This is a genomic window from Cellulomonas sp. NPDC058312, from assembly GCF_042880135.1.
In the GTDB taxonomy this organism is placed as follows: domain Bacteria; phylum Actinomycetota; class Actinomycetes; order Actinomycetales; family Cellulomonadaceae; genus Cellulomonas.
On the sequence record NZ_JBHVZE010000003.1, the window covers coordinates 767,172 to 793,098 of the forward strand.

Here is a 25,927-nt window from a genome sequence, read left to right on the forward strand (position 1 = left end):
CCCGCGCGACATCCCAAAGACCAGAGGGACTTCGGCGACCGAGTCGAGGCTCACAGGACCTCCTCCGACCGCTCCGCCACCTGCACGCCCCGCTCGGTCAGACGCAACCAGAAGCCGTCACCCATCGGGCTCCAGCTCAGCCGGTCGAGATCGGTCCTGGCCCGGTCGGTCCACTCGGACGCAGAGCCGGGCCAGTCGGCGAACCCGGTGTCACCGAGATCGCCCGGCACCATCAGCCCGTCCCGAAGCAGACGCTCGAGGACCCTCAGCGTCCTCGCTCGCCCGCCCGGACCGACCGGGTACTCGAAGTCAGAGCCGACGACGACCAGGTCGTGACTCGAGACCCAGTCGAAGCTCCCCATGACGACGATGCGCTCCACCGTTCGCGCTTCGTCCAGGACTCGCGGGCCGTCCGTCAGCTCGCGAACCCGCTCGGTCTCAGGGGGGTGCACGGGCGCGTCGACGTTGCCGACCGGTGTGCCGACTTCGCGCGGAGCCCGGGACTGGGCGAGCACGCACCTCGCCCACGCGAGCGCGGTGATTCCGTAGGCCACCGCGGCCGCCAGCGTCGCGATCAGAGGGCGCCCGAGCCACAGTCCCGAAGCAGCAACGACTACCGCGCTGATGCTCATCGCCAGGTACCAGCGGTCGCAGCGCTGGGCTCCGGTCGCTGCCTCACTCTCAGGGGTGCGCCCCTCCTGAAGCCGGGGACCACGAGCGAGCCGCCCCATCACGGCGATCGCGCCGGCCGACACGACAGCGGACAACAGCGCGACGCCGCCGGGGTGTACCAGCGCGTGCGCTGCGAGGAACGTGGCTGGAGCTCCGAGCAGCAGACTCGACCACGCAGAGCCGTCCGATCGCGGTGTGCTGCTCATGCCGCCTCGAGCCTCGTTCGAGCCGGAGATAGGGAGAAGATGCATCGCCGCGCCCTCACCGCAGGTCGAATATGAGCGAGAAACCCACGAGAATCATCACGGCGGGATAGATGACTGACAGCATGCGAGCCGGCACGCGGGTCGGCTCCCGTGTCACGCGAGGCATTCGACTCGAGATCGTGCGGATGCCGTCCTCCACGGCCGGCCGCTTGAGCGCGAAGACGACTCCGGTCGTGAGGATGATCATGCCGAGCCCTACTTGTAACCACATATGCATCCTTTCTCGTACAGCTCACTTTCTCGCACATCTCACAACGACCGTTGACGAACGCGCACGCGTCGACCAGCGTTCCTCGGTTCGAATGCGACCCGCATCACCGCCGAGGATGATCTCTGAAGGAGCGCTCGGGTGAAATAATCCTCCGCGCGAGCGACCGCGGATAGTTGATCGCCACCCTCGCCAAGCAGTAGCCACCCAGCGGCGCCGGGGCCACCGCGGCCAATCCCAACCACAGTGCTTGCGCCCCTCCGAAATGCGAGGCCACAACGAATGCCATCATCGGAAGGGCCAAACTGGTGAGAACCGTCGCATAGGCGGAGAGCGCCTCCTGACGAGGTGGCTTGCCATCCCGTCCCGGCCCTTCCCTCGAAACGTGGACCAGGAGAGTTCCCCACACGGTGCCCGTGAGCCCCGCGACAAGTAGCGCAGCTGCGCACACTGAGTTTCCTGCATACGCCCCGATCGCTCCCAACGCAGCGCAGGAGAGAAATCCCGCAGCCATTCCTGTCTTCAGCACATCGACCTCCACACGAACGAGAGAACTCCGACAAGCCCGGATCCACCGAGCGCGTCGACCTGCAACACCGCGCGTTAAGTGAGGGTCCAGCGCGAATACGTTGGCACCTGGAGGCGTTCTGCTTCGCTCTCCGCCGCGGCGACCAGGCACATCACTGGCGTGGGTGATCTCTGAACAGGATCCCTGGCGCAAGAATTCTCCGCGCCCGCGACTGCGGGTAGTCGATTGCCAATTTCGCCAAGTAGTATCCACCGAGTGGGGCCGGTGCCACCGCCGCCAATCCCAGGCACAGCGCCAGCGCCCCTCCGAGGGTCGAACCTGCAACGAAAGCCACCACCGAAAGCGTCAGGCTGGTGAGGACCGTCGCATAAGCGCGGAACGCTTCCTTTCGGGGCGGCTTCCCATTCCGACCTGGCTGTTCCTTGGCAACCTGGGCAAAGAGAGTTCCCCACACGAAGCCCATCAGACCCGCGCAGATCAACCCAACTGCCCCTCGCGGGTTTCCCGCGTACGCCCCGATCGCACCTGCGGCCCCGCTGACGAAGAAACCCGCGGCGCATGCTGCCTTGAACACATCACCCTCCAAAGGAACCTCGATCCGAATGAGGCATCACACGGTGGTTCGTTCCGCGTGGACCCTGAGGGACACCACCATCGGGACACTCGGAGCCGTCACGTGCGCGCGATCACCCATGCACGTACCCCCCGACGAGAACACCCAGCGGGACCACGCCGACGAGCGCGACGAGCTCGACACGAGTCGGTCGAATCAGCCGGCGGTGGACCGGACCCGGCGGATGCTCACCTCTCGCCCCGAAGAGATCCAGAGCGCCGCGAAGCTCCTGGACCACTCGATCAACACGGGGCTCTGCGGCACCACTCGCCTCGATGGTGGCTCGCTGGACGGCGTAGAGCCGGTGACGTCCTCCAAATCGGTCGTGGACGACGACGCGATCGGCAGCCTCGATCGCAGCAACGGCAGCCCATTCGATCCGCCACTCGAACACGAGGTTCCTGCTCTCAAGAGCGGTAGGGCTCGCGTAGATCCACGACCCAGCCACGGAGAACCACGCCAGCACTCCAAGCTGTGCGATCACCACGGCGAACATGCGAGCCCCGAACTCGAGGCGCGGATCGGCGACCATCGTGGCGGAGACCGCGGCCATGACGAGGACCACGACACCCACGAAGCGCGTTGACTCCGAAATCCTGAACAACATCTCTCCTGCTTTCAGCACCACTGAGAGGCGGTGCGCGTCAATGTCGGGACACCCCCTACGCCGTCGACCCACCGGGCTTGCCCCGGAGTGATGTGGCGAGCGACTCCGCACCACGAAAGCCGGACCCGATCGCCGCTCCCGTACCCACGAAAATGCCCCCACTGCCCGTCGATCAGCATCCCCGCGAACCCCAGACGGCCCCGACATGCCGCGTTCACGTTTCGACCGAACACCGCAGCTCTCCAGCCCAGGAATCGATTCTCACGAGGCATCGAGCGAATCGGATCTCTATCCCCACGAGTTCCTTCATTTCGTTGATTCCAGTGGACACCTCAAGCGCCACTGCTCCGATCGCGATCGCCAAAGGTTCTGGTGATTCGATCTCAGTCAGGCTCCACCGTCCGAAAATATCGGGGTCTGCACCTGCTAGCGGGTTTACCCACGGTCCACGTTCGACCGAGAGCGTCCAGTCGGAATTAACATCGAACACCGTGCTTGAATCGTCACCCCATGTAATCTGCAGTGCGCCGTCGGGCGACGTGTCGTCTTCGATGCCCGGAGGCGACTCCTCGACGAACTCGTACTGCGCGCGAAACACGCGCGCGCAACTGAGCCCGGACATTCGCGCAATCTCAGCCCAACTCATGGAATTACCTTCGCTCCTTGGAACCAGCTGTTACCCGCCCCGGGGAACAGCTAGACGAACGAGCCGTCAGGCTTCATGATGAGGATGTCCTCGCCCTGACGATAGAACAGATAGTCAGCACCGCCGCCCCCATTAGGACCCCACGGCCCCCTCCGAATCTCGTCGGGCGCCCGGTACACCTGCTGAATTCGGCTCTCGTACCACGCCCGCGCGATGGGGTCATTCGCTGACCGAGCGTAGTCACTCGCATGCTTGCCCCACTTCTTTCCAATTTGCTTTGATGAGACAGAAAGTACCGGAAGTGACAATCGTGTCGCAGAACCACCTGCTACCGCGGCGCGCACGCCGCCCGTTGCCACACGCCCAAATCCGAGACTCGCCACCGAGAGTGCACTGACAGCCTGCCAGGTACACGCTGCGGTTGAACCGTCGAGACACTTGACGTAATCGACGATTCCGACGAGTCCAGCCACGGCGGGTTCCTCGTCACTGAATCTTCGCGCCCAGTCATGGAATCGATCGATACGATCACCGGAATGTCGGTCCGATGTGCGAGCGGTCGGGCTAGCGATCGAGGGCGCGCTGCAACCCGTGTACCCACCCGTGTACGAGCACCGTTGCCCCATTGACCCGGCTTGCAAACTCGACACCGTTTTGCGGCCAGACGCGGAGGCGCTCGTAGACCGCGGAGAAACCGCCTTCTGCACCGACTGCGCCTTCTTGTACGCCTGGACGCTGCCCCACTGCCCGTCGATCAGCATCCCCGCGAACCCGAGCACGTCGATCTGCGAGACCGGGTTCCCGGTCAGGAACGCGAACCCGTTCAACGTCGCCGGCGCCGTGAGCAGCCCGCGCCACGCATCCCGCGTGGCCCACGTCCCGGACACCGGGTCGTAGAGCCGCTGGTGGTACCCGACCGTCCCGGTCGCCAGGTCGCTGAGCTCCCCGGAGTACCCGACGTCGGACGCCCACCCGTCCGTACGCGCGGTCGCCGCCCCGAGGTCGTCGTACGTCACCTCCTGGGTGATCGCCGCCGTGCCACCGGCGCCGGACGCCTGCGCGATCACCGACCCGAGCGCGTCGACCAGGCCCCAGCGCACCGATCCGTCGAGGGTGCCCGTCAGGCGGTCGTCCGCCTGGAGCGCGAGGGTCCCGAGCTGGTCGCGGACCAGCGCGATCGTGTCGCCGCCGGACCGGCCCGCCACAGCCGTGAGGCCGTCGTACGCCCAGGACGTCGAGACGGTGCCGGTCGCGGTCTGCGTCGCGGTGCCGACGGCACGGCCCAGGCCGTCGCGGGTGGTGGTCGTCGTGGCGTCGTCGGTCGCGTAGGAGCGGATCCGGCCGGCGGCGTCGTAGTCGGCGGTCATCCGGAGCTCGGAGGCGAGCGCCGGGTCCCCGGTGGCGGTGGCGGACCGGCGGGCGCCGTTCGCGTCGACGGCGTACGCGACGTGCGCCGTGGCGTCGTCGCGGGTGACGTCGGCGGCGACCAGGCGGTGCGCCGCGTCGTAGGTAGCCGCCCAGCTGCTCGTGCCGTCCCGGGTGGCGCTCGACCGGTCGGTCCGGTTGCCCGTCGCGTCGTACGCGTACGTGGCGGTGGCGCCGTCGGTGCTGCTCGACCCGGTCAGCCGGGACAGCGCGTCGTAGGCGTACGTCGTCCGGTGGGCGGCGGCCGGGGCCGCGAGCGCCGCGGCAGGCTCGGTCGCGGCGGACACGTCGCCGGTGGTGCGGGTACGGGCGGTGACGTTCGACGCGGGGTCGTAGGCGTAGTCCAGGCGGACGCCCTCGCCGTGGGCGGCGACCGGGTCGGGGGTCGGCAGGGTGCGGGCGCCGAGGTAGTCGGCGGCGGCGCGGCACCGGGTGCCCGCCCCGGACTCCGGGATCGTCCGGCCGGTCAGGTAGGCGGACGCGGAGGTGCAGGTGGCGGGCGCCCCAGCGGACGCGACCGGCGCGGGCTCCGACGCGGTGACCGCAGCCGCGGGCCGGGGCGCGTCGGGGACCACGGGCGTCAGGTGCGCGAGCGTGGTGAGGCGCCCCGCCGGGTCGTAGGCGAACGTGGACGCCACGCCCGGTGCCCCGTCGGCCTCCGTGCGGGTGGTGCCGGTCAGCCGGCCCGAGGCGTCCCAGGCGTGGTCGAGGTCGCCCCACGGCGTGTGCTGGGCGACGAGCCTGCCGGCGAGGTCGTACGTCGAGGCCACGGTGTCGCCCGACGGGAGCGTCAGGCCGACCACCTGCCCGGCGTCGTCGTAGTCGTACGCGAGCGTCTGCTCGGCGGCGTCGGTCTGCCGGACGAGCCGACCGGCCGCGTCGTAGGCCCACGCGGTCGCGCCCGTGGCGTCGGTCATGGCGATGGGCAGGCCGCCGGCGTCGTACGTGAGCTCGACGGTGCTGCCGTCGGCGTACCGGGTGCGGACCAGGTCGCCGCGGGGGTCGTAGGAGTAGCCGGTGACCCGGCCGTCCGCCGCCCGCGTCCGCGTGACCCGGCCGGCGGCGTCGTAGCGGGCGGTCGTGACCGACCCCACCTGGTCGGTCTCGCGGACCACCCGACCCGCCGGGTCGTACGCGAACGACGACACGCCGCCGCGCGCGTCCGTGATCCCGGCGAGCCGGCCGTCCCCGTCGTAGGCGTACGCGGTGGTGGCCGCCAGGTCGGTGCCCGCGCCCTCGACCACCTCCACGAGCTGCCCCGCGGCGTCGTACGCGTACCGGGTCGCGGTGCCGAGCGGGTCGGTGGTGCTGGTCTGGCGGCCGGCCGCGTCGTAGCCGTACCGGTCGACGGCTCCGGTGGGGTCGGTGACCGAGGTCAGGCGCCCGGCGAGGTCGTAGCCGTACGCGGTGACCGCCCCGAGCGGGTCGGTCGCGGCCACGACGCGCCCGGCGAGGTCGTACGCGGTCGTGCTCACGTCCCCCAGCGGGTCCGTGACCGCGACGACCCGGCCGGCCGCGTCGTGCGAGAAGCCCGTCACCGCGCCGAGCGGGTCGGTGACGGCGGCCACCCGGCCCGCGGCGTCGTACGCGTACGCGGTGCGCGCGCCGAGCGGGTCGGTCAGGGCGACGACCCGGCCGGACCGGTCGTGCTCGCGCGTCCAGGTCTGCCCGCGCCGGTCGGTGACCCCGGTCAGGTTCCCCACGGCGTCGTACGCGTACCCGGTGACCTCCCCGACGGGGTCGGTCACCGCGACGAGCTGGTCCACGGCGTCGTACGCGTAGGTCGTGGTGGCGCCGACCGGGTCCACCTCGGCGACCAGCCGGCCGGCGGCGTCGTAGGCGTAGGCGGTGGTCCCGCCGGCCGGGTCGGAGACCGACTCCAGGCGGCCCGCGGCGTCGTAGGTCGACGTCGTGGTGCCGCCCTCCGGGCTGGTCTCGGCGACGACCGCGCCCGTCGCGTCGTAGGCGACGCGCCACGCGCCGCCGACCGGGTCCCGCACGGTCACGGGCCGGTACGCGTCGTCGAGCTCGTAGGTGACGACCCCGCCCTCGGGGTCGGTGCGCTGCACGAGGGCGTCCTCGCGGTTGTACGCGTACGTGGTGACGCCGCCCTCCGGGTCCGTGACGGACGTGAGGCGGAACATCGCGTCCCAGGCGTAACGGGTGACCGCTCCGTCCGGGTCGGTGACCGACGTCGGGTGGTCGTTCGCGTCGTACTCGATCCGCACGACGCCGCCGTCCGGCTGGGTCTGCGCCACCAGGCGGTCGCCGTCGTCCCAGGCGTACGCCGTGGTCGACCCGGCCGGGTCGGTGACGGCGGTCAGGCGGTTGGCCGCGTCGTACGCGTACGCGGTGACCGCGCCGGTCGGGTCGGTCGAGGTCACGACGTTGCCCCGGCCGTCGTACGCGTAGCCGCGGGTGCCGCCCGCCGGGGCGGTCTCGGTGAGCACGTCCCCGGCCGCGTCGTACGTCGCCGTGGCGGTCGTGCCGTCCGCGAAGACGACCGCGTCGACCAGGCCGCGCGGGGACAGCGCCCACGTGGTGCTGCGGGTGCCGCCGTCCGCGCCGCCGGGCTCGGTGACCGAGGTGAGACCCCCGGCGCCGTCGTGCGTGTACGCGGTGACCGCGCCGTCCGGCCCGGTCCGCGTCGCCACCTCGCCGCGGGCGTCGTAGGTGTACCGCGTCACGCGGCCCTCGCCGTCGGTGAACCGGGTGACGCGGTCCGCGCCGTCGTAGGCGAACCGCTCCACCTGGCCGGCGGTGTCCTGCGTGCGCACCACCCGGTAGCGGGCGTCGAACCAGTACGTCGACGGGTTGCCCTCGTTGTCGGTGTAGACGACGTGCCGCAGCCCGTCCGCGTCGGGAGCGTCCGCGTAGGCCCAGGTCCGGAGGTTGTCCTGCGCGTCGCGCTGCTCGACGACCCGGCCCGCGCCGTCGTAGACGTTGTGCAGGTAGCGCACGCCCGCGGGGTCGGTCGCCGTCACCATCCGGTGCGCGCCGTCGTAGGTGAACGACCGCGTGCGTCCGTCGGGGCCGGTGATCGTCGTGAGGTCGCCGGCGCCGTCGTAGGACAGGCCCCAGACGCGGCCGTCGGGGAGGGTGAACGCGGCGACTCGCCCCGCGGCGTCGTTCGTGACGTCGATCCGCTGCCCCGCGGCGTCGGTGATCGCGGTCAGCGGCACGAACGCGTCGTCGCTGTCCGGCACCCCGTACGTGAGGGTCGTGACGTTCCCGGCCCGGTCGGTGACGGAGACGAGCTCGCCGATCCCCTCGAGGTCGCTCGTGTCGTAGACGCGGCGGGTGCCGTCGGCGTCGGTCTGCTCGAGCATGCCGCCGGCGACCTCGCGCAGCACGGCCGGGTCGCCCGGGTCGGCCGTGAACCCGCCGGAACCGTCGGGCTCGTGGACGAACGAGGCGCCGTCGCCGCGCACGACCAGCACGGAGCCGTCGGAGAACCGCTGCGCGCGCCCGCCGAGGTCGAACGACCAGCCCGCCCCGACCCGGGTGGGCCGGCCGTCCTGGGAGTTGTGGACGAGGGTGACGGCGGTGTCGGTGCCGCCCGGGCCGGGCAGCGCGAACAGCGGCTCGTCCTCGACCAGGTTGCCCGTGGAGAACGACACCGGGTCGGCGCCGTACACGAGGTAGTTCAGGTGCCCGAGCAGGCGCCACCGGGCGAGGTCGGCCGCGCTGGGCCGGTCCGGCCACCCGCCGCCGAAGTAGTCGGTGCAGTTGAAGCCCTGGCCCTCCAGGTGCTTGCCGAGCCCCGTGAACACCCCGTTGACCAGGTGGTCGAAGCCCCCGTCGATGACCGGCCAGTCGTAGTTGTGGTTGAGGTGCAGCGCCTCCAGGTGCACCTTGGCGCCGGGCAGGCCGGCGTAGTCCGCGTACGGCAGGCTCGGGTGCACGTCGATCGCCAGGGACGGCCGCCCCGTGTACCCCGGCAGCTCCTGGTGCAGGCGGATCCCCGCGTCCACCGACAACGGGTCGCCGCGGAAGTACACCCGCGACCCGCCACCGCCCTCGCTGCCGCCCGGGCCGCCGGCGAACGAGTTGAACCCGATCGTCAGCATCAGGTCCGGGTCGGCGGCGGCCGCGACGCCCGCGCGCAGCTGCCGGGACACCGTCGGCGTGCTGCCGTCGCGGGTCAGCACGACGTCCGCGTGGCACGCCTGCCCGAAGAGCTGCTGCAGTCCGGTCGCGAGGCGCACGTTGTACGGCAGCTCGGTGACGTGCGCGCCGTTCGGGGCGGTGACGCTCGCGACGTCGTTGTCCGGGTCCAGCACGATCCGCGGACGCGGCTCCGGGTCGTTGGGGGTGCCGACGACGACGAACTGCGACAGGTGGTCGAGCTCGCCCACCACGGTCGACGTCGCGGCGTCGAGGTACGACGCGACCCGCACCCACGGCTCGGCCGCGGACTCCCGGGTGAACAGGCGCACGGTGCCCCGGTCGACGTCCGCCGCGCGCACCCGTGCCGCGTCGACGGCGACCTCGAGCCGCAGCCCCGGCACGACGTCCGCGTCGGTCCCCGGGTCGTCGGGCGTCAGGGGCTCGACCGCCGCCGACCGGGCGGGGAAGGACGTGACGACACCGCCGGCCCCGTCGGTCGCGACGACCTCGAACGGGTCGACCAGCAGCACCGCGTCCGCCGGCAGCCCCGGGTCGGCGCCCGCGCGGGACCGGGCCGAGGGCGCGCCGGGGAGGTCGTCCACTCGCACCGCCAGGTCGGCCGGCACCTCGTGCCCGGAGAACTCCGCCCGCACCCCGAGGTCGTCCGCGACCACGGTCCCGCCCTCGCCGGCGACCACGGTGCCGTCCGGGCCCTGGGCGGGTTGCGTGAGGGTCCGCGTGAGGTCGCCGAGCACCGCCGCGGCCTGGTCCCCGGTGAGCGGGTCGGGCGCCGGGGCGTCCCGCGGCTCCGTGGTGGCGGCCGGGTCCGGGTCGGTGCCGGTGAGCTGCGCCGCCCACGCCCGCGCGCGCTCGACGACCTCCGCATCGGGCAGCAGCCGGGGGCGCTCGTCGGCGGCGACCGGCCCGGCGACCGACACCAGCAGCGTCCCCGCGACCGCGATCCCCACGCCCCGGCGCAGCGCCCGGCACGCGCGCAGCGTCCGCAGGGTGCGACCCCGACCGGGCGGCGTCACGGCGCGACCCCGCCGTCACCGCCGGGTCCGCGTCCACCGCCGGGTGCGGGCGCCGCGGTCGTCACCGTCCGGCCCGCCCGGCGCACCAGCCAGGTCCCGCCGACGACCGACCCCAGCGCGGTGAGCAGGACGGGCCACCAGTCGCCGCCGGTCCGTGCCAGGCGCCCCGCCCACCGGTCGCCCCACCACGACCCGCGGTCGTAGACGACGCACGCGTGCAGCTGGTCGGCGTCCGGCACCCCGTCGCCGTCGTAGTCCTCCGACCCGGTGGCGCAGGTGGTGTCGCCGCAGATGACGACCTCCGCCCAGTCGCGCACGCCGTCGCCGTCGACGTCCTCGCGCCCCGTCGCGCACACCGTCGAGCCGCAGGTCAGCAGCTCGGCGTGGTCCGGCATCCCGTCGGCGTCCCGGTCCGCACCCGGGTCGGCGCCGGTGGTGGAGCCCGACGCCAGCACCTCGACCCAGTCCGGCAGGCCGTCCGCGTCCGCGTCCTCGTGCCCGGTGGCGCACGTGACCGACCCGCAGACCACCTGCTCGACCGCGTCGGGGATCCGGTCGCCGTCGCCGTCGCACGAGCGGTCACCGGGTGCGCACCGCAGGTCGGCGGGCGGCGGCGCGGCCGACGCGACGGCGGCACCCCCCGCCGTCCCCACGCAGCCCAGCAGCAGGACGAGCAGCACGCGGCACGCGGCACCCACGCCGGACCCCCTCGTTCGTCGGTCGCCACGCCCCGGGACGGGCAGCGGTCGACGACAAGCAAGGCGGAATCGGCACTACTCAACGGACCACCTGGTCCGATCTCGCGGGCGATGAGGTGGTGCGGCGACCCCTCAGACGGGGTAGATCGCGCGAAATGAGGTGGTCCGGGGCAGATCACCGACCTGCCTGGGTAGGTGGTCGGGGCGTCCACGGACCACCGCGGAGATGACGACAGCCCGAACCCTGATCAGGGTTCGGGCTGTCGTCGACGCCTTTCGGCATCACACGCGGGAGAGTCCGGTAACTCCGGGCTCTCTGCAGCGACGTCCGGTGCCCTGACCTGCGATCTCACCGTTTCGCGGTTCTGATCACACGACGTCCTGACGTGGTGGAACGTCCGTGGATCCGAACGACAGCGGTGTTGTTCACCGGGTCTCGACCGAGCACGATGGGACCAGAAGCCGGTCTCGCTGCCGGAATCGCGCGAGACCGTCAGCGGAATCGTGTGACCAGATCGAGCGCAAGGCACCCCTGATGCTGTGAACGGGCTCTCGTTGTCATACCTGGAGTACCGCGACCAGTGAACCCGCTGCGGCGCCGAGGGACGCACCCTCGGACGAACCGGCCCGCCGCCGCTCGGGTTCAGGCACGTCGCCGATGCTGTCCCCCCTTCTCTTGCTTGCCGTGCGGTGTTCGCGCAACACTGCTCACGCCGGGACACGCCGCCTCATCTTCGATCCAGCACGGCAATGCGAGGTGGGCTTCATGAGCGAGGTTCAGCAGTGTCCTGCGACGTCACAGGAAACCCGGCGGCAGGTCCGATGAGCATCAACCGGACACGGGACCGCGCGATCCGGGCGCTCCAGGCCGAGCGAGGCGTGAAGTACGGCGTCGCGACGCGCATGTGGGAGCAGGAGAACCCGGAACACGCGGCGCGGTACCGCGAAGCTCGTGCCCGGCTGACCGATCAGACCGATCGGCAGCCTCCGCAGGTGAACGTCGACAAGTTCCTCGACGACCTCGAAGGTCGGCTGCTGCACGAGTTGGACCTCACACCGCCACCCGGTGTGCCCGACGCCGTAGTCACCGGCGCGTACGCCCTCGCGGACGACGTCACCGTCGAACATGCCAAGTCCTCCAGCCGTGGCTTCGTCGACTGGCGACTGAGCATCGACGTCGAGCTAACGACCGCCGGCGTGTGGGCCGGCTCTCTCGTTGACGCGAAGCAGATGCCGCACGTCGCGGCACTCGACGCAACCACCGGCGTCGCGACTCTGAAACCAGGGCGAGCCCGAATCACCTACGCGATTCGCACCCAAGGTAACCCTCCGAAGCTCAAGGAGGCGCGCGCAACTCTGTCTTGGGCATCCGCCGCAAGCAAGGCACGAGGACGCGATGCCCGGTAGGTGCTCCGGACAATGCCCGCCCCCGATTGTGGAAGTCTCCTACGCAGTGGGTCGAGGTGCGGAGCGCCCGATCAGACGAGCCGAACTCGGCGACATCCCGCCCGCCGAGCACGAGACGGACCACTACCGTCAGAAGCTGGCGATGGCGACGACCGAAACCGCTGTGGCTCGCGTGGGAGCAGCCGCGCCTTGACCCGACGCTGGGCCTGTCCGTGTGGCTCCGTGACCACCGGGACCACCACACGCCGATCCCGCTGTCCTACGACGGCCCCCTCAAAGGCTGCAAGCCCGACAGCCACCGCGACGCCCGCGAGGTCCTGCCCAGCGACGGGCCGCAGCACGGCATGTACCAAGACGAGAGGATCGCGAACGCCTGAACCGGGGTCATCGAAGCGCGGCAGTGCCTGGGGGCCTCCTCCAGGCACTGCCGCGTTCAGGCGGCGACAAGGCGATGAAGCGGACGTCGGGCTAACGTCGCGTCTTCTCCACACGCCAGGCAACGAGCGCCGCTACCAGAGCAAGCAAGCAGACGACGCCGATGACCCATGAGAACGTGCCTTGCACCAGGGTGGCTGTGAGCAAGCCGGCTGCGCCGAGAAGGAGCAACACCAGAAGCATGCGGCCGGGAGTTACGCTTGTCATGACTGAGTCCCCTTCGGCATAAGGCGAGAGAGCGGACTCAGTCCGCCTGTAACACCACCGATTACCGCGCCATCGAGGGTCGCACGCCGAACCTGCGTGGAGCTCTTCCCTTGCAGAGTAGCCGTAAGGCCAGATCCGAGCGCGCCGCCGACCGCCCCATACGCAATGCCAGCCGCGATAGCGCAACCGACGCCAGGGATGCCAGCGCAGAGAGCGGCGGCGCCGAGCGTTGCCACGACCTTGCCTGCCACCGCTCCGACGAGCTCCGACACCAGCTGGCCCGTGGGGTCAACGTAATTGACGGGGTTGTTCGCGGCGTAGGCGTAGCGGTTGCCGTTGGACGGGTCGAGAGGCGCGTCGAGGGTGTCCATCTGAGTCCACCGGCCCTCGCCGGGGTCGTAGTAGCGGGCGCCGTTCAGGGTCCAGCCGGTGACGCGGTCGTTCAGGCCGCCGGTGAACCCGAACGGGGTGTAGTCCGCCGCGACGGACCCGTTGGTCGACTCGACCTCGCTGACGCCGTAGGGGTCGTACTCCCAGGAGTCGTTGGTGGTGTTGTTCTGCGTGACCAGGGCCGTGGGTGAGCCGAGGTTGTCGTAGATGTACAGGGACTGGTCGTCGATGTTCCCGGTGTCGGACCGGACGATGATCGGCGTCGCCGAATTTCCTCGTCGCGAATCTGCGAGCTAATGTCGGACCGAACGCTAGTAAGTTCGACAGCCCTCTGGAATCGATGGTCGCGATCGCATCGATCACCAATGCCGCCGCTCCACGTCTTGCCTTGAGAACGGTTCTAGCGCTTTCGCCTGCTTCGCCGGACGGCGACAAATACGGCCACTACGACGAGAGCAATCACGACTGGCGTGAGGATGTCCACCATCACTCCTTTCGCCATCGGGTAAACCACATCACAGCAGTGTAGATATTAACCGCAACCGCAGCTACGATTGCGGCGAAGGTGCGATAGTCGCCCACGCCCTGGAAGGCGAACAGTATCAGGCCGATCAAGACTATCGGGAAGACTCCGAAAAAAATGACAGCTTGTATGCCTCGCGGCCGTCTATTGACTTGCTGCTCTGCCACCAGTCCTCCAGTCTCAGAGAATCAACTCGCTAGGGCTTCAAAACCGAGGCTCGCGAGCTCGCCTGCCGCGAAGCACCCTCCAGCGGCGAGTACAGCTCCCGCGCCCGCCGTCGCGGCAGCGGTGATGCCCGCACACGCCCCGCCAACGACTGCGCCAATCGCCAGCGACGCAACTTCGACAGACCCACCGTACGTGTCACCACTGGCGTACGCACCTACAGCGCTCGCAATCCCGATACCGTCGAGAGCCCGCCCTGTCGTATCCAAGAGTCCCGACCACAAACTGTCTTCGCCAGTCGGATCGACGTAGTTGACGGGGTTGTTCGCGGCATAGGCGTAGCGGTTGCCGTTGGACGGGTCGAGAGGCGCGTCGAGGGTGTCCATCTGAGTCCACCGGCCCTCGCCGGGGTCGTAGTAGCGGGCGCCGTTCAGGGTCCAGCCGGTGACGCGGTCGTTCAGGCCGCCGGTGAACCCGAACGGGGTGGAGTCCGCGGCAACGGACCTGTTGGTCAACTCGAACTCGCTGACACCGTAGGGGTCGTACTCCCAGGAATCGTTGGTGGTGTTGTTCTGCGTGACCAGGGCGGTGGGTGAGCCGAGGTTGTCGTAGATGTACAGGGACTGGTCGTCGATGTTCCCGGTGTCGGACCGGATGATGATCGGAGAGCCGAGCGCGTTGGTGCTCTTGTAACCAAAATGGTTAAAATCGCTTCAAGAGGTGCGTTATAAATCGTTCGCTGCGCGTTCTCGGGTCCGAGCCATAGTCCGCCCCTGCCCACCTGCACGGTCGCCTGATCTGCGAGGCGCGCCAGCCAGACGGGGGTGGCTGGCGCTCCCTCTTGACGAAGTTGACTACGGTGACAACGATCCCCATCGCTATGAGGAACCACCCGATTGCAGCGCCGGTAACCGGGAAGCGGACAGCTCGATCACCGGGAAAGACGATGACGCCGATTGACCCGGCCACGATGAGGACTATCCCACCGACCATGAGCATCCGTCTGTTCGGTTCCTCTCGGCGCGCGGTCACGTCAGTCCAGCGCACCCCGCCGCGGCTGCCAGCCCTCGGCACACGCGGTCGGCACCGGTCCTGGTGCGGCGAGGCTGGCACAGGCTGCAGTGGCAAATGCGGTTCACCGCTGGTGGCGATCGAGGCGAGGGCCACGAAACCGTAGCAGGCGAATGAGGCAGTTGTTCCCGCTAGGCCGACCCTGGCACAGCCAAATCTTCGACACCTGCGACGAAAATCCGAAAGCCGCGATGGCTGGCCCGTTCGCGGGACATTCACGACTTGTGTGATCAGTCCTTTCGGCGAAGCAGTAGAACTAGAGTTCCGACCACCGCGGCTCCGCCCGCCACCGTGCCGATGATCAGGCGTGGGCTCGGATTGTCCGTGGTGAGCAGAAACCAAAGGCAGGCGAGGAATGCAATCGGGAAGAGGATATAGAAAAATACGCGTGTTCGCTTCGGGGGCTCACTCACAATACTCTCTTCTCATCGCGATGCTAGTGACTCGAAACCATACGATGCGGCGGTCCCCGCCGCGAGGCAGCCGCCCGCCGCGACGACCCGCCAGCCACCGGTTGCTGCCGTGGTCAAGCCCGTACAGACGCCGCTGACGACGCCGCCGATGACCAACGAGGCCACCTTGACAGAGCCGTTGTATGTGTCTCCCCTTGCGTAGGAGTTGACCGCTTCTCCGACCCCGATGAGATCTCCAAGGATTCCCGCACCCTCGATGTAGTCGATGAGCGTCCCGGTGGGGTCGATGTAGTTGCTCGGGTTGTTGGCGGCGTAGGCGTACCGGTTGGCGTTGGATGGGTCGAGGGGTGCGTCGAGGGTGTCCATCTGGGTCCAGCGGCCCTCGGTGGGGTCGTAGTAGCGGGCGCCGTTCAGGGTCCAGCCGGTGACGCGGTCGTTCAGGCCGCCGGTGAACCCGAACGGGGTGTAGTCCGCGGCGACGGACCCGTTGGTCGACTCGACCTCGCTGACGCCGTAGGGGTCGTACTCCCAGGAGTCGTTCGTGGTGTTGTTCTGCGTGACCAGGGCGGTGGGTGAGCCGAGGTTGTCGTAGATGTACAGGGACTGGTCGTCGATGTTCCCGGTGTCGGACCGGATGATGATCGGCGTCCCGGAGGCGTCGTGCTCGAGGTACGCACGAGACCCGGCGTGGCGGACCTGCTCGATGATCGGCTTGCCGAGTCCGTTGGTGCGCCCGTACCCGTACCGGTACAGGTACTGGTCGTTCGGGTTCTTCTGGCCCAGGAGCTCGCCGTTGCCGACACCGGCGTACTCGTACGTCCAGATCCCGGCGCCGTCGTCGACATCCTTCCAGCGGGACCTCGTCCCACAGATGGAGTGTCAACCAGCCCTGCAGCAGTCCCCTGTCATGGCGCCCGGGAGATCGCACTCTGGCGGTGAGTGCGTGAACGCTCTTGGAGCCCCCGCAGCCCGCCTCGCAGGTGGTGGCCGAGAAGCCGCGGAGGTCGACGAGCGGAACTGGCACGAGGGGACACGAACAGGGCAGAGGTCTTCCTCGCTCTCGGGCTCGCCGCAGCCCACCACGGTGCGTTGCCCGGCCGAATCCCAGGTCTACCGGCTCAGGTCTACGAACTTGGCAGACCATCCTCCAGACGGGCGCTCCTCCTACACCGATCCCGCAGGGCAACCGTCGGTTCGCCAGATCGATGACCCGTGCAAGCCGTACCGGCCGGAGGTGCTCGCACACTGTGCCGATCAGCTCGCGTCGGCTGCCCTCGACGGTGGGCGCCTCCGAGCGAGCGCGATGCTGCTCGCATGACAACCCGGGGCTTAGTTCTCCCGGTTGACGTCATCCTCGCCCGACCCTGAGATGTCGTGCCCTTCGCTCGCCTCTCGATGGCGCGAACGGAGCCATATGACCGACGGGACTATGACGACTCCACCAAAGGCCGCCGCGCCGCCAGCCCAGGTGCCCAGGGACTCGTCGACCGGGCTCAGTGCGATCTTGAGCAGCAGTCCGAGCGCAATGAGACCAGCTGACCAGCTCACTTCTGCCCCCCTCCCACATCCGACGGTTTCGTGATCACGGGGGCCGTTAGCCGGCGATTCCGGCGGTGAGAGCGCCCGCGGCGCACGCGCGCAGGCCACTTCCGGAGTCGTAGGCCCCTCGCGCACCCCAGATGTTCGAGATCGAGTCACCAAGGTAGCCACCGAAGCAACCACCCGCGACCCTGCCGATCGTGCCGCCGAGCGCGGCCCCGGGGACACTTCCCCCGAGTCCTCCGATCGCGCTGCCAACGGCGGTGAAGAGGGCCGTGACTCCGACGCCTACCACGTCACCCACCAGGTCCGCGGTTCCGTATCGGCCGGTGGGGTCGACGTAGTTGACCGGGTTGTTGGCGGCGTAGGCGTACCGGTTGGCGTTGGACGGGTCGAGGGGTGCGTCGAGGGTGTCCATCTGGGTCCAGCGGCCCTCGGCGGGGTCGTAGTACCGGGCGCCGTTCAGGGTCCAGCCGGTGACGCGGTCGTTCAGGCCGCCGGTGAACCCGAACGGGGTGTAGTCCGCGGCGACGGACCCGTTGGTCGACTCGACCTCGCTGACGCCGTAGGGGTCGTACTCCCAGGAGTCGTTGGTGGTGTTGTTCTGCGTGACCAGGGCCGTGGGTGAGCCGAGATTGTCGTAGATGTACAGGGACTGGTCGTCGATGTTCCCGGTGTCGGACCGGATGATGATCGGCGTCCCGGAGGCGTCGTGCTCGAGGTACGCACGCGACCCGGCGTGGCGGACCTGCTCGATGATCGGCTTGCCGAGCGCGTTCGTGCGCCCGTACCCGTACCGGTAGAGGTACTGGTCGTTCGGGTTCTTCTGGCCCAGGAGCTCGCCGTTGCCGACACCGGCGTACTCGTACGTCCAGATCCCGGCGCCGTCGTCGACGGACTCGAGCTGGTCGCCGGCGGTGTAGGTGATGTCGGACAGCTCGGGGTTGGCGGTGAGGTTGCCCGCGGCGTCGTAGGTGAACCCGGTGCTCGTGGTCTGGTTGCCCGCGTTGTAGGTACGGGTCTGGGTGCCGTCCGGGCTGGTGGCGGTCAGCCGGTTACCGCGGGAGTCGTACGTGTAGGTGTAGCTCTGCGCGGCGATCGGGCCGTTGCTGTCAGTGCCGGCGGAGATCGACACGGCAGTCAGCCGGTTGGCCTGGTCGTAGGTGTAGGTCGAGACCTGGCCGGTGAGGTTGTCCCGGCGCCACTGGATCAGCGACCGGTCGTCCGCGGCCGACGGGGTGCACGTCGGGGCGGTCGTCCCGGCGACGTAGCAGAACGTGGCGTCCATGACCGGGGTGGTGTTCGTGCCCCAGTCGGAGGACTCGGCCTTGATGCCCGTGATGCGCCCGTTGGCGTCGTAGTCGGTGTGGGTGTGCGCGGCCCAGGCGGTGTTGTCCTGGTTGGTCGTCATCCACGTGTCGGTGCGTCGACCCTTGTCGTCGACCGCGAACCGGGTCCAGCTCTCCTCGGTCCCGACGGTCGTGTACTGGGCGGTCTGCGCACCGGAGTCGTCGTACACGTAGGTGGTCGTCCCGCGACCGTCGGTCGTGGTCTTCAGCCGCGAGGACTTGTCGTACGTGTACGTCACCGGGTCGTCGTCGTCGCTGTGCACGCGCGAGGTCAGCCGGGACATCGAGTCGTAGGAGTACGTGGTCGTGCCCGAGGCGTCCAGGCGTGTGGCGACCCGACCTGCGGCGTCGTAGGTGTACGCGACGTCGGGGGCCGCGGTGGTCCCCGAGTAGTCCAGGCCGGTGAGCCGGTCGATGTCGTCGTAGCTGTACGTGGTCGTGACGCCGTTGCCGTTCGACGCGGTCGCGGTGCGCCCGTACTGGTCGTACGTCAGGTTCCGCACACCGAGGCTGGTGCCGGTCGGCGGGGTGACCGATGTCAGCTGCTTGTTCGCGTCGTAGCCGTAGGTCGTGGCGTTCCCAGTGTTGCCCGGGGCGGTCGCGGTGGCGACCGTGCCGTCGGCGTTGTACGTCAGCGCGGCCTCGGCAGCCAGGGCGTCGGTCGACGTGAGCTGGTTCCCCGTGCCGTTGTACGTGTAGAGCGAGGCGTTGCCCGCGTCGTCGGTCATCCCCGACGGCGAGTACTTCGAGGCGGCCGAGGTGTTCCCGTACTCCCAGGTGGAGGACGCCCCGCCCTGGGTCGCGAGGTTGGTCAGCGACTCACCCTCGTTCGCGTCATAGCTGTAGGTCGTGGTCTGGGCGCCGGTGCCCGAGCCCTGCGTCTGGGTGGCCGGGTCGATGTTCGGGGTGAACGTGGCCCCGCGCTCACGGCCCTCGGCGTCGACGGCCTTGGTGACCTGGCCCTGCAGGTCCGAGGTCAGCGTGTAGGTGGTGTGCGGCCCGGAGGCCGGGGAGCCGGACTGGTCCTGCTCGGGGTCGGACACGAGGGTCTCGGTGTCGGAGGTGTACGCGAACCGCGTCCAGGAGTCGCCGGTGTTCTGCGCCACCGCCGTGACCCGGTTGCGGTCGTCGTAGGTGAACTCCGTGGCCGGCACACCCGGCGCGGAGATCTTCGTCAGCAGCGCGCCGTCGTACTCGAAGGTCGTGTCGCGTCCGAGCGCGTCGGTGATGACCTCCAGTCGCCGCTCGGAGTCGTAACCGAGCTGCACGGTGCGGCGGTCGTTCGCCGGGCCCTGCGCGATCTCGTACGCCTGCTGGTCGTCATAGGCCAGGTCGACGTCCAGGTCGGCGCCACCGCGAGTCGCGGTGATGGTCGTGGGCATGCCCGACCCTGTAGGCCCGTAGACCAGGGTGTGGGTGTTGGAGTTGCGGTCGGCGACCGCCTGCGGGAACCCCGAGGCGTCGAACGTCCACTTCTGCTGCGAGCCGTGGTCGGTCAGGGTCCACCCCCCACCGCTCGCCGCGACCAGGTCGGCGGTGATACCCGCGGGAGGCGCCCACCCGCCGGTCCCGTTCGGGACGAACGTCGCCGCCTGGCCCGACCCTGCGTAGAAGACCACCGAACCGTCGGGCTGCGCGGACAGGATGTGCCCGGCAGTGGCGAACCACCCGCGACCGAACGGCGAGACCGGCTGGTCCTGGATCGTGCCGGCACCGATCGCGAACGAGTTGTACGCCAGGTCCACCGGCAGATCACCCGTGACACCCGGGGCGGACAGCCCTGTCGCAGTGACCTGCAGGTTGCCCGTCGCGACGTCGACCGCCGCGCTGACCCGGTCGCCCACCTGGAACGGCACCGTCGTGGCACCCTTGCGCGAGCCGGCACCGATCAGCGGCTGCACCTGGTCAGCCCGCAGGTCCGAGACCGGCGAACATGCCGAGGCGTCGCACGAGGCCACCTGCCACTCGACGTCCTGACCTGCCGGTAACACGGGCAGCGTCAGCCGGGCGGTCGATCCGGAGGCCACGGCGACCCGGGTCCCGTCGGCCAGGTCCCACGAGCCGGCACCGGCTCGGCGGGCGAAGAACTGCCCGTCCACGCTCCCGCCGTCCGGGTCCGACACCGTCGCCGCGAGCACCGGTGTGTGCGTTGCCGCCCGCTCGAACCCCAGCCCGCTCGGTGCTCCCGGCGCAGCGGCCGCGGCCGGCAGGGCCGTGACCACCATCGCTGCGACACTCGTAACGACCACAGCACGCAATCGACCCCGCATCGGGTCCCCCTTGAGATTGCGGCCCCCACCTGCCCCCTGCAGTCAGGTCGCCAAGGCATTCCTAACCGCCAAGCACGGGCTGCGTGGGCGGTTTCACCCGAACCACTCCAACGGGTGTATGAGCCACGAGAGTGCCGACGGGCGCGTCACCCGTTCGGCGTAACCGAGGGTGCGCTCCGCGCCAGCGTCCGTCGTGAGCCGGGCCGCGAATGCGGCCGAGAGCGTCATGCTCCCCCACGCCGCGGGCACGGATCCCCGCAGGGGAGCCATCTGGGTGAACATGCTCCGACCAGTGCCAGATTTGTCCGATTTATGCCAGCGTGCTCTGCGACCAGCAACGACAGCCGGCAAGTCAAAGCGCCAGGGGGCGACGTGACGATCCTGACGACGACGAGCACGCGCGTGAAGGGCGTCGACGCGCTGCGCGGCCTGGCCGCGATCGCGGTGTTCATCTGCCACATCGGCGGGTACTGGGGCTTCCTCGACCTGCCGGGCAAGGTCCCGCAGCTCGTCGCCGCCGGCGCGCACGGCGTCGACGTGTTCATCGTCATCTCCGGCTTCTGCCTCGCCCTGCCGCTGGCCGGACACCGGCGGGCGCTGCGGGTGCCGCAGTTCTACGGCCGCCGCGCGTGGCGGATCTTGCCGCCGTACTACGTCGCACTCGCGCTCGCCGCGGTCCTCGCGCTGCTGCCCGCGACGTGGCACCTCACGGTGGCCCGGCAGGCGTCTTTCAGCGACGTGCTCCTGCACCTCATGACCGGCCAGGCATGGGTCCCGGGCGAGGTCGGCACCATCAACGGGTCCCTGTGGTCGGTCGCCCTCGAGGTCCAGCTCTACGCGCTGTTGCCCCTGCTGGTCCTGGCCTGGCGACGCTGGGGAATCGTCCCGGTCCTGGTCGGCGCCGTCGCCCTCGACCTGGCGTGGCGGTTTACGGGCGCGCTGGGCGGACCGGCGCCGCTCGGGTCGGACCTGGTCGTGCCCGCGCGCCTCGACCAGTTCGTCGCCGGCATGGCCTGCGCGGTCGCGATCCGCGCGGGCCTCGCATGGTCCACCCGCCGGTCGCTGATCACGTTCGCCCTCGCGACGCTGGTCGCGCTCAGCACCTCGACGCTGAACCTCGGCGTCGTCACCGGGATCACGTGGGCCGCCGCCGGCGCGAGCGCCGTCCTGCTCCTCGCCGGGCCCATCGGGCACACCCTGGGCGGCACCGCACTCGAGCTGTTCGGCGCCCGCTCGTTCAGCTTCTACCTGCTGCACCAACCCGTCCTGCTCGTCCTGGCCCCCGCCGTGGCAGCACTCCCCGGCGGTACACCGACCCAGCTCGTCCTGGGCGGGTCGCTCGCCCTGGCGATCACCGTCCTGGGCGCCGAGGTGCTGTTCCGTGCCGTGGAGATGCCGAGCCACCGAGCCGGGCGACGACGGTTCCCGCACACCGTCGCGCCGGCGGAGCGGCGGCAGCCCCGCACCGACCCCACGACCGAACCGATCCCGGTATGACCCCGGTGCGACGTCGCGCACTCGGATCCATCATCGGGCTGCTGCTGGTCTCGGGCTGCGCAGCCACCGCCGAACCGTCGCCCCCGGAATCATGGCAGGAGTACGACACGCTCACGGCCCTGGCCGACGACGCCTCCCTGATCGTCACCGGGGTGGCGCAACGGCACACGGGCACCGACGAGCGACCCCTCGTCCAGTTCTCCGTGACCTCGACGCTCGAAGGTGCCGCACCACGCGACGACCCGATCCACGTCGCTCTCGACCCTGCCGAACCCCTGGACCTGCACCCCGGCTTCCACTACGTGCTCTACCTCGAGGACGGCGGAACCAGTGAGGCGTTCACCGTGGTGGGTCCAGGGGCATTCCAACGATCACCCGGTGGCTCGACCTTCAACCGGATCGCCAGCGCACCGCACGGCCTACCCCCGTCCGTGACGCTCGCGGACGTCGCCTCGCCCTGACGACGAGCCCGGCTACGTCGCGTCCACCCCGCCAGCGCCCCAGGCACCTTCCCCCGAGCGCTACGGCACGCCAGCGCGCTCAGGATTCCGCAGATCCACCCGCAAACGAAGAACCCCCGGCCGGAGACACTCCGACCGGGGGTTACCCGAACTGCTTGACCCGTTCCAGACGAACAAGTCTGTGTGGCTTGTTCGCCTAACCCTCCGATAGGGCGGCACGTCTTCGCTGGTCAGCTGCCGTGTACAGGCTAGGGGTGATGTCGTGTACAGGCCGGGCGTCTAGCCCGAGGATCCGGCGACGAGCTCGAGGAGGCCAGTTGCGGCGACGTTCGCAGCGACGTCAGCTGCAAGTGTGATCGCGCCGGAGCGGACAACTCGATGAACGTCCTGGTGCGCTCTCCGGCTACACCGCCGTCGGCCTGGACCGCCGCACCGTACTCGGCGGCTTCCTGGTCGCTGAGTCCGAGTTCACGAGTGTCCACGCGAGTGCGTTCCGACGGCCCGTCCATAATGACGGAGGTCATCATGGACGAATCTGGGCATCGAGCCTAGACCCGTGCCAAATGCCCGCTCCGCGACTGGTAAGTCAAACCTGCTGAGCGCCCTGACCCCCGCGTGAAACTGATATGGGCGTTCTGTCATTCCGAAATAGTGTCGAAGAGTCCGTCGAGCCAGCGGTCGTCGTCTCCTAGCTGAGGGCGGTATCCCCGTTCTTCTCGACGATCATCGTCGGGCTCGTAGTCATCGCGCTCGAGCTCCGCGATTCGATCGTCAATTTGATCTCGCTGGTAGGCCCAATCGACATCCAAGTCGTCCAGTTCGATCCCCACGGCACGAGCCGCCTCTTCAAGCTCGTCGACGAAACCGCGAAGTTCCTCAGCGTCACCGAGGTCCGTCCAAGTCTCGAGTGCGCCAGCGACCGAATCAGTGAACTCAGATGTGAGGTCAGCGGGGTCCGATCCCTGGGTCCGCAGCGGACTGAGCCGATGCAACTGGACCAGAAATTCGAAGTCCCGGGGCCGATCCAACGACTTGGAGAACCAGTCTTCCGCTCTCGAGAACAGCGTCTCTCGAACGCTCGGGTCGAAAGAAGGGAAAGATACGACTCGCTCTAAAAGCACCAGGACATCGCCCTTATTGTCCCACTGCTCCCAGGAGATTGAGTCAGCCAGTAACGCGCTCGAGATGTCTGGGGTCGCTGTCCTCGCGTTTAGATCGTGAGTAACGGCGACAACGAATCCTAGTCGCTCCGTTCGGCTGGACTGGCCGTGCATTCCAGTACCCGTGAGCGACAGCAGTCGTTCGACGATCAAGTCACCGATCCCCACGACGCTGGCGCGAAGGGTCGGCCGCAACACTTGCTTGTTGCGACCCGCGTTCTGCAACATAAAAGAAGCGGTCCTTGTAAGCGAGCGCGGCCCTGCGAACAAATGCGCTGGGACGCCACGCTCCGGCTCGCTCGCGTACGTCCAGAGCCGCAAGAGTTGATTGAAGTCGTGGCTCGCAGCAACGACCGACTGCAATATCACTGGATCTGGCAGGAGGATCGACAGCACAGAATCCTGGACGCCCGGATTTGAGAAGTCGACCATAGTGCCCCACGGCGCGATGTGGAGGTCGACGGAGCTGCCTTCCAGTTGACGCATCGTCTCCTCGAACGCTTCGTCGTCCCTAAGCGCGATCGAGAAACTCGCGTGCGATCTTTCCAGCGACGCGATTTGGCTGGGTGGTTCCATAAGCGTCAGCATCGCGAGCATCCGCTTCGCCATGCGCGAGATCTGGTGGCGGAAAACATGCCTCCAGAGTTCAGTAGGCTTGTCGAAAGCCTCCTCTAGATAGTCGCCGAACTCCGACTCAGCCCGACCGCTGGATTGAAAGAGAGATATCGCGTCGCCGATGAGGCGAGGGTTGTAGTTTGCGTGATCGATGAGGCGTGCGTACTTGCGCTCATGGCGCAGCGACTCCCGTGCGGCGGGACCAACGCCGGAGAAGAAAACGTGGTTGTAAAGGATGTGCCCCCGGTTTCGACGCGTGTAGACGCCCACATCGAGCACGTACTTGCTCAGTTCCATCTTCGGGCTATTCAGGCGATCAAAGGCCACCCGCGCTTGCTGGAGTATGTACTCGCGGGTGGTTAGTAAGAGCAGCTTAGTGGGAGAACTTTCGATCCTTTTGATGAATCTGAGGAGCCTGTCGTCCTCGTTCTTGCCGAGTTTCTCGAAACCTGTGGTTCGCCCGAGAAAGTCGTCGTACACGAATATCTGCTTCGTCCCGGCCGTGTAAAGCCTGTCCGCTTCGTCTATATCAGAGCTGATTACGACCGCCTGGAATCCATCGGCCATGGCCTGCAGAAGTAGAATCTCTGAGAGCGTGGTCTTGCCGACGCCAGGCGGGCCCGAGATGAGGACGGTGTGCGATGAGTCGAGGATTTCGCGAGCTCGGGCGACGCTCTTGTTGTGGACGAACACGGCCGCGTTTGAGCGAAGCTCTTCGACGTAGCCCTGAGATCGGACGTATAGCTCGTTATGGAGGAGGCGTTCGAGGACTGCAGCGCTGTTGAGCCATAACTTGAAGTGGGCTTTTTCGACCTCCGGATGTGCACGAATGAGGGCAAGTATGTCCTCCTTGCCGAGGATGTCAGACGGTGCGCAATTCGCGCCAGCATCTGCCAGTATCGCCGCGAGTTCGGCTTTCCGCTTGGGTGTCATCGAAACTGTCGTGGCCAACACGTAGCGGGAGGCCCCGACGGTAGCCGCCGTATCGGCCTCGTTCTTGACTCGCGACTTCAAACCGGAGTAGCCGGTGGCCAGGTAGTGCTTGCATTGCACCACCAGATCAATCTGGCCGGTTTCGGGTTTCAGCAGTCGGAGGTCGACTCCTCCATCGCGGCCTTTCGTGAATCCCTCTAGAGAGAGGCCCCACGCGGCGTTTAGCAGGTCCTGACACAGGACTTCGAAATCGTGCGGTGAGAGTGCTGCTAGCCCGCCGTCTGTCATGACGGCACGCTAGCAGCCGGAGCGGTTGCCCACCAGAAAATCCAGCAGGATCGTTCTTGAAGACGGTGGTTGACCGACATCACCGAGCACCCCACCGCCGAGGGCAAGGTCTACCTGTGCGCGATCAAGGACGTGTACTCGAACCGGATCGTGGGGTACTCGATCAGCGACCGCATGACCTCCCGCCTCGCGGTCGACGCCCTGGCCTCGGCGGTCGCCCGCCGCGGCGGTGACGTCGCTGGCTGCATCGTCCACAGCGACAGGGGCAGCCAGGGCGAAATCAATCGGTCGTCGCAACACCCCCCCCTGTGGTCACGGAGGTGTGGAATGTCGCGACGGCAGCAGCAGGCGGATCGGGCGTTGCGTCCGGCGATGCGATCACCGGGGCGGCCGATC

15 protein-coding genes and 1 pseudogene are annotated in these 25,927 nt (G+C 68.6%); 5 read left to right on the plus strand and 11 right to left on the minus strand.

Annotated features, from left to right (window positions below):
• Positions 1–50: 50 nt before the first annotated feature.
• The 6 genes from ACFVXN_RS12475 to ACFVXN_RS12500 all read right to left on the minus strand — a co-directional run bounded on the left by ACFVXN_RS12475 (position 51) and on the right by ACFVXN_RS12500 (position 10,808).
• Complete coding sequence (locus ACFVXN_RS12475; protein WP_389232521.1) at positions 51–878, minus strand: hypothetical protein; 828 nt, start codon at positions 876–878, stop codon at positions 51–53.
• A 55-nt stretch (positions 879–933) separates the two neighbouring features.
• The gene (locus ACFVXN_RS12480) at positions 934–1,125 is read right to left on the minus strand and encodes a hypothetical protein (protein ID WP_389232524.1); all 192 of its coding nucleotides are present in this window, start codon (positions 1,123–1,125) and stop codon (positions 934–936) included.
• A gap of 1,236 nt (positions 1,126–2,361) precedes the next feature.
• Positions 2,362–2,916: a hypothetical protein gene (locus tag ACFVXN_RS12485; RefSeq protein ID WP_389232527.1), complete on the minus strand. Its 555-nt coding sequence runs from the start codon at positions 2,914–2,916 to the stop codon at positions 2,362–2,364.
• A 193-nt stretch (positions 2,917–3,109) separates the two neighbouring features.
• Positions 3,110–3,541 carry a hypothetical protein gene (locus tag ACFVXN_RS12490; RefSeq protein ID WP_389232530.1) on the minus strand — a complete coding sequence of 144 codons (432 nt, stop codon included), beginning with the start codon at positions 3,539–3,541 and terminating at the stop codon, positions 3,110–3,112.
• A gap of 50 nt (positions 3,542–3,591) precedes the next feature.
• Complete coding sequence (locus tag ACFVXN_RS12495; protein ID WP_389232533.1) at positions 3,592–10,110, minus strand: RHS repeat-associated core domain-containing protein; 6,519 nt, start codon at positions 10,108–10,110, stop codon at positions 3,592–3,594.
• Positions 10,107–10,808 (minus strand): hypothetical protein, encoded by a 702-nt coding sequence (locus tag ACFVXN_RS12500; protein ID WP_389232536.1) that lies wholly within the window; start codon positions 10,806–10,808, stop codon positions 10,107–10,109. The genes ACFVXN_RS12495 and ACFVXN_RS12500 overlap by 4 nt, the downstream gene beginning before the upstream one ends.
• A gap of 783 nt (positions 10,809–11,591) precedes the next feature.
• Between ACFVXN_RS12500 and ACFVXN_RS12505 the strand changes: the two genes are divergently transcribed.
• Positions 11,592–12,215, plus strand: coding sequence for a hypothetical protein (locus ACFVXN_RS12505; protein ID WP_389232539.1), 624 nt, complete (start codon positions 11,592–11,594; stop codon positions 12,213–12,215).
• A 56-nt stretch (positions 12,216–12,271) separates the two neighbouring features.
• Positions 12,272–12,592, plus strand: coding sequence for a DUF4913 domain-containing protein (locus ACFVXN_RS12510; RefSeq protein WP_389232542.1), 321 nt, complete (start codon positions 12,272–12,274; stop codon positions 12,590–12,592).
• A 261-nt stretch (positions 12,593–12,853) separates the two neighbouring features.
• Here ACFVXN_RS12510 and ACFVXN_RS12515 read toward each other — a convergent pair whose 3' ends face one another.
• The 4 genes from ACFVXN_RS12515 to ACFVXN_RS12530 form a co-directional block, all read right to left on the minus strand.
• Positions 12,854–13,504 carry an RHS repeat-associated core domain-containing protein gene (locus tag ACFVXN_RS12515; RefSeq protein ID WP_389232628.1) on the minus strand — a complete coding sequence of 217 codons (651 nt, stop codon included), beginning with the start codon at positions 13,502–13,504 and terminating at the stop codon, positions 12,854–12,856.
• 454 nt (positions 13,505–13,958) lie between these two features.
• Positions 13,959–14,597: an RHS repeat-associated core domain-containing protein gene (locus ACFVXN_RS12520; RefSeq protein ID WP_389232631.1), complete on the minus strand. Its 639-nt coding sequence runs from the start codon at positions 14,595–14,597 to the stop codon at positions 13,959–13,961.
• Positions 14,598–15,431: 834 nt separating this feature from the next.
• Complete coding sequence (locus ACFVXN_RS12525; RefSeq protein ID WP_389232634.1) at positions 15,432–16,292, minus strand: RHS repeat-associated core domain-containing protein; 861 nt, start codon at positions 16,290–16,292, stop codon at positions 15,432–15,434.
• 721 nt (positions 16,293–17,013) lie between these two features.
• A complete protein-coding gene (locus ACFVXN_RS12530) occupies positions 17,014–20,532 on the minus strand; it encodes an RHS repeat domain-containing protein (RefSeq protein ID WP_389232545.1) in 3,519 nt (1,172 codons plus the stop codon).
• A gap of 417 nt (positions 20,533–20,949) precedes the next feature.
• Here ACFVXN_RS12530 and ACFVXN_RS12535 point away from each other — a divergent pair, with 417 nt between their 5' ends.
• Both ACFVXN_RS12535 and ACFVXN_RS12540 read left to right on the plus strand, forming a co-directional pair.
• On the plus strand, positions 20,950–22,074 hold the full coding sequence (locus ACFVXN_RS12535; protein WP_389232548.1) for an acyltransferase family protein: 1,125 nt from the start codon (positions 20,950–20,952) through the stop codon (positions 22,072–22,074).
• A 5-nt stretch (positions 22,075–22,079) separates the two neighbouring features.
• Positions 22,080–22,535 (plus strand): hypothetical protein, encoded by a 456-nt coding sequence (locus ACFVXN_RS12540; protein WP_389232551.1) that lies wholly within the window; start codon positions 22,080–22,082, stop codon positions 22,533–22,535.
• Between the two features lie 638 nt (positions 22,536–23,173).
• Here the strand turns inward: ACFVXN_RS12540 and ACFVXN_RS12545 are convergent.
• Positions 23,174–25,531, minus strand: coding sequence for a restriction endonuclease (locus tag ACFVXN_RS12545; protein ID WP_389232554.1), 2,358 nt, complete (start codon positions 25,529–25,531; stop codon positions 23,174–23,176).
• A gap of 66 nt (positions 25,532–25,597) precedes the next feature.
• Here ACFVXN_RS12545 and ACFVXN_RS12550 point away from each other — a divergent pair.
• Positions 25,598–25,927, plus strand: a pseudogene (locus ACFVXN_RS12550) (DDE-type integrase/transposase/recombinase); the annotation flags it as partial.

Coding starts and splice junctions, on each gene's coding strand:
- ACFVXN_RS12530 (WP_389232545.1), bottom strand. CDS start 20,532: ATGGTGGTCACGGCCCTGCCGGCCGCGGCCGCTGCGCCGGGAGCACCG.
- ACFVXN_RS12545 (WP_389232554.1), bottom strand. CDS start 25,531: ATGACAGACGGCGGGCTAGCAGCACTCTCACCGCACGATTTCGAAGTC.
- ACFVXN_RS12475 (WP_389232521.1), bottom strand. CDS start 878: ATGAGCAGCACACCGCGATCGGACGGCTCTGCGTGGTCGAGTCTGCTG.
- ACFVXN_RS12480 (WP_389232524.1), bottom strand. CDS start 1,125: ATGATCATCCTCACGACCGGAGTCGTCTTCGCGCTCAAGCGGCCGGCC.
- ACFVXN_RS12490 (WP_389232530.1), bottom strand. CDS start 3,541: ATGAGTTGGGCTGAGATTGCGCGAATGTCCGGGCTCAGTTGCGCGCGC.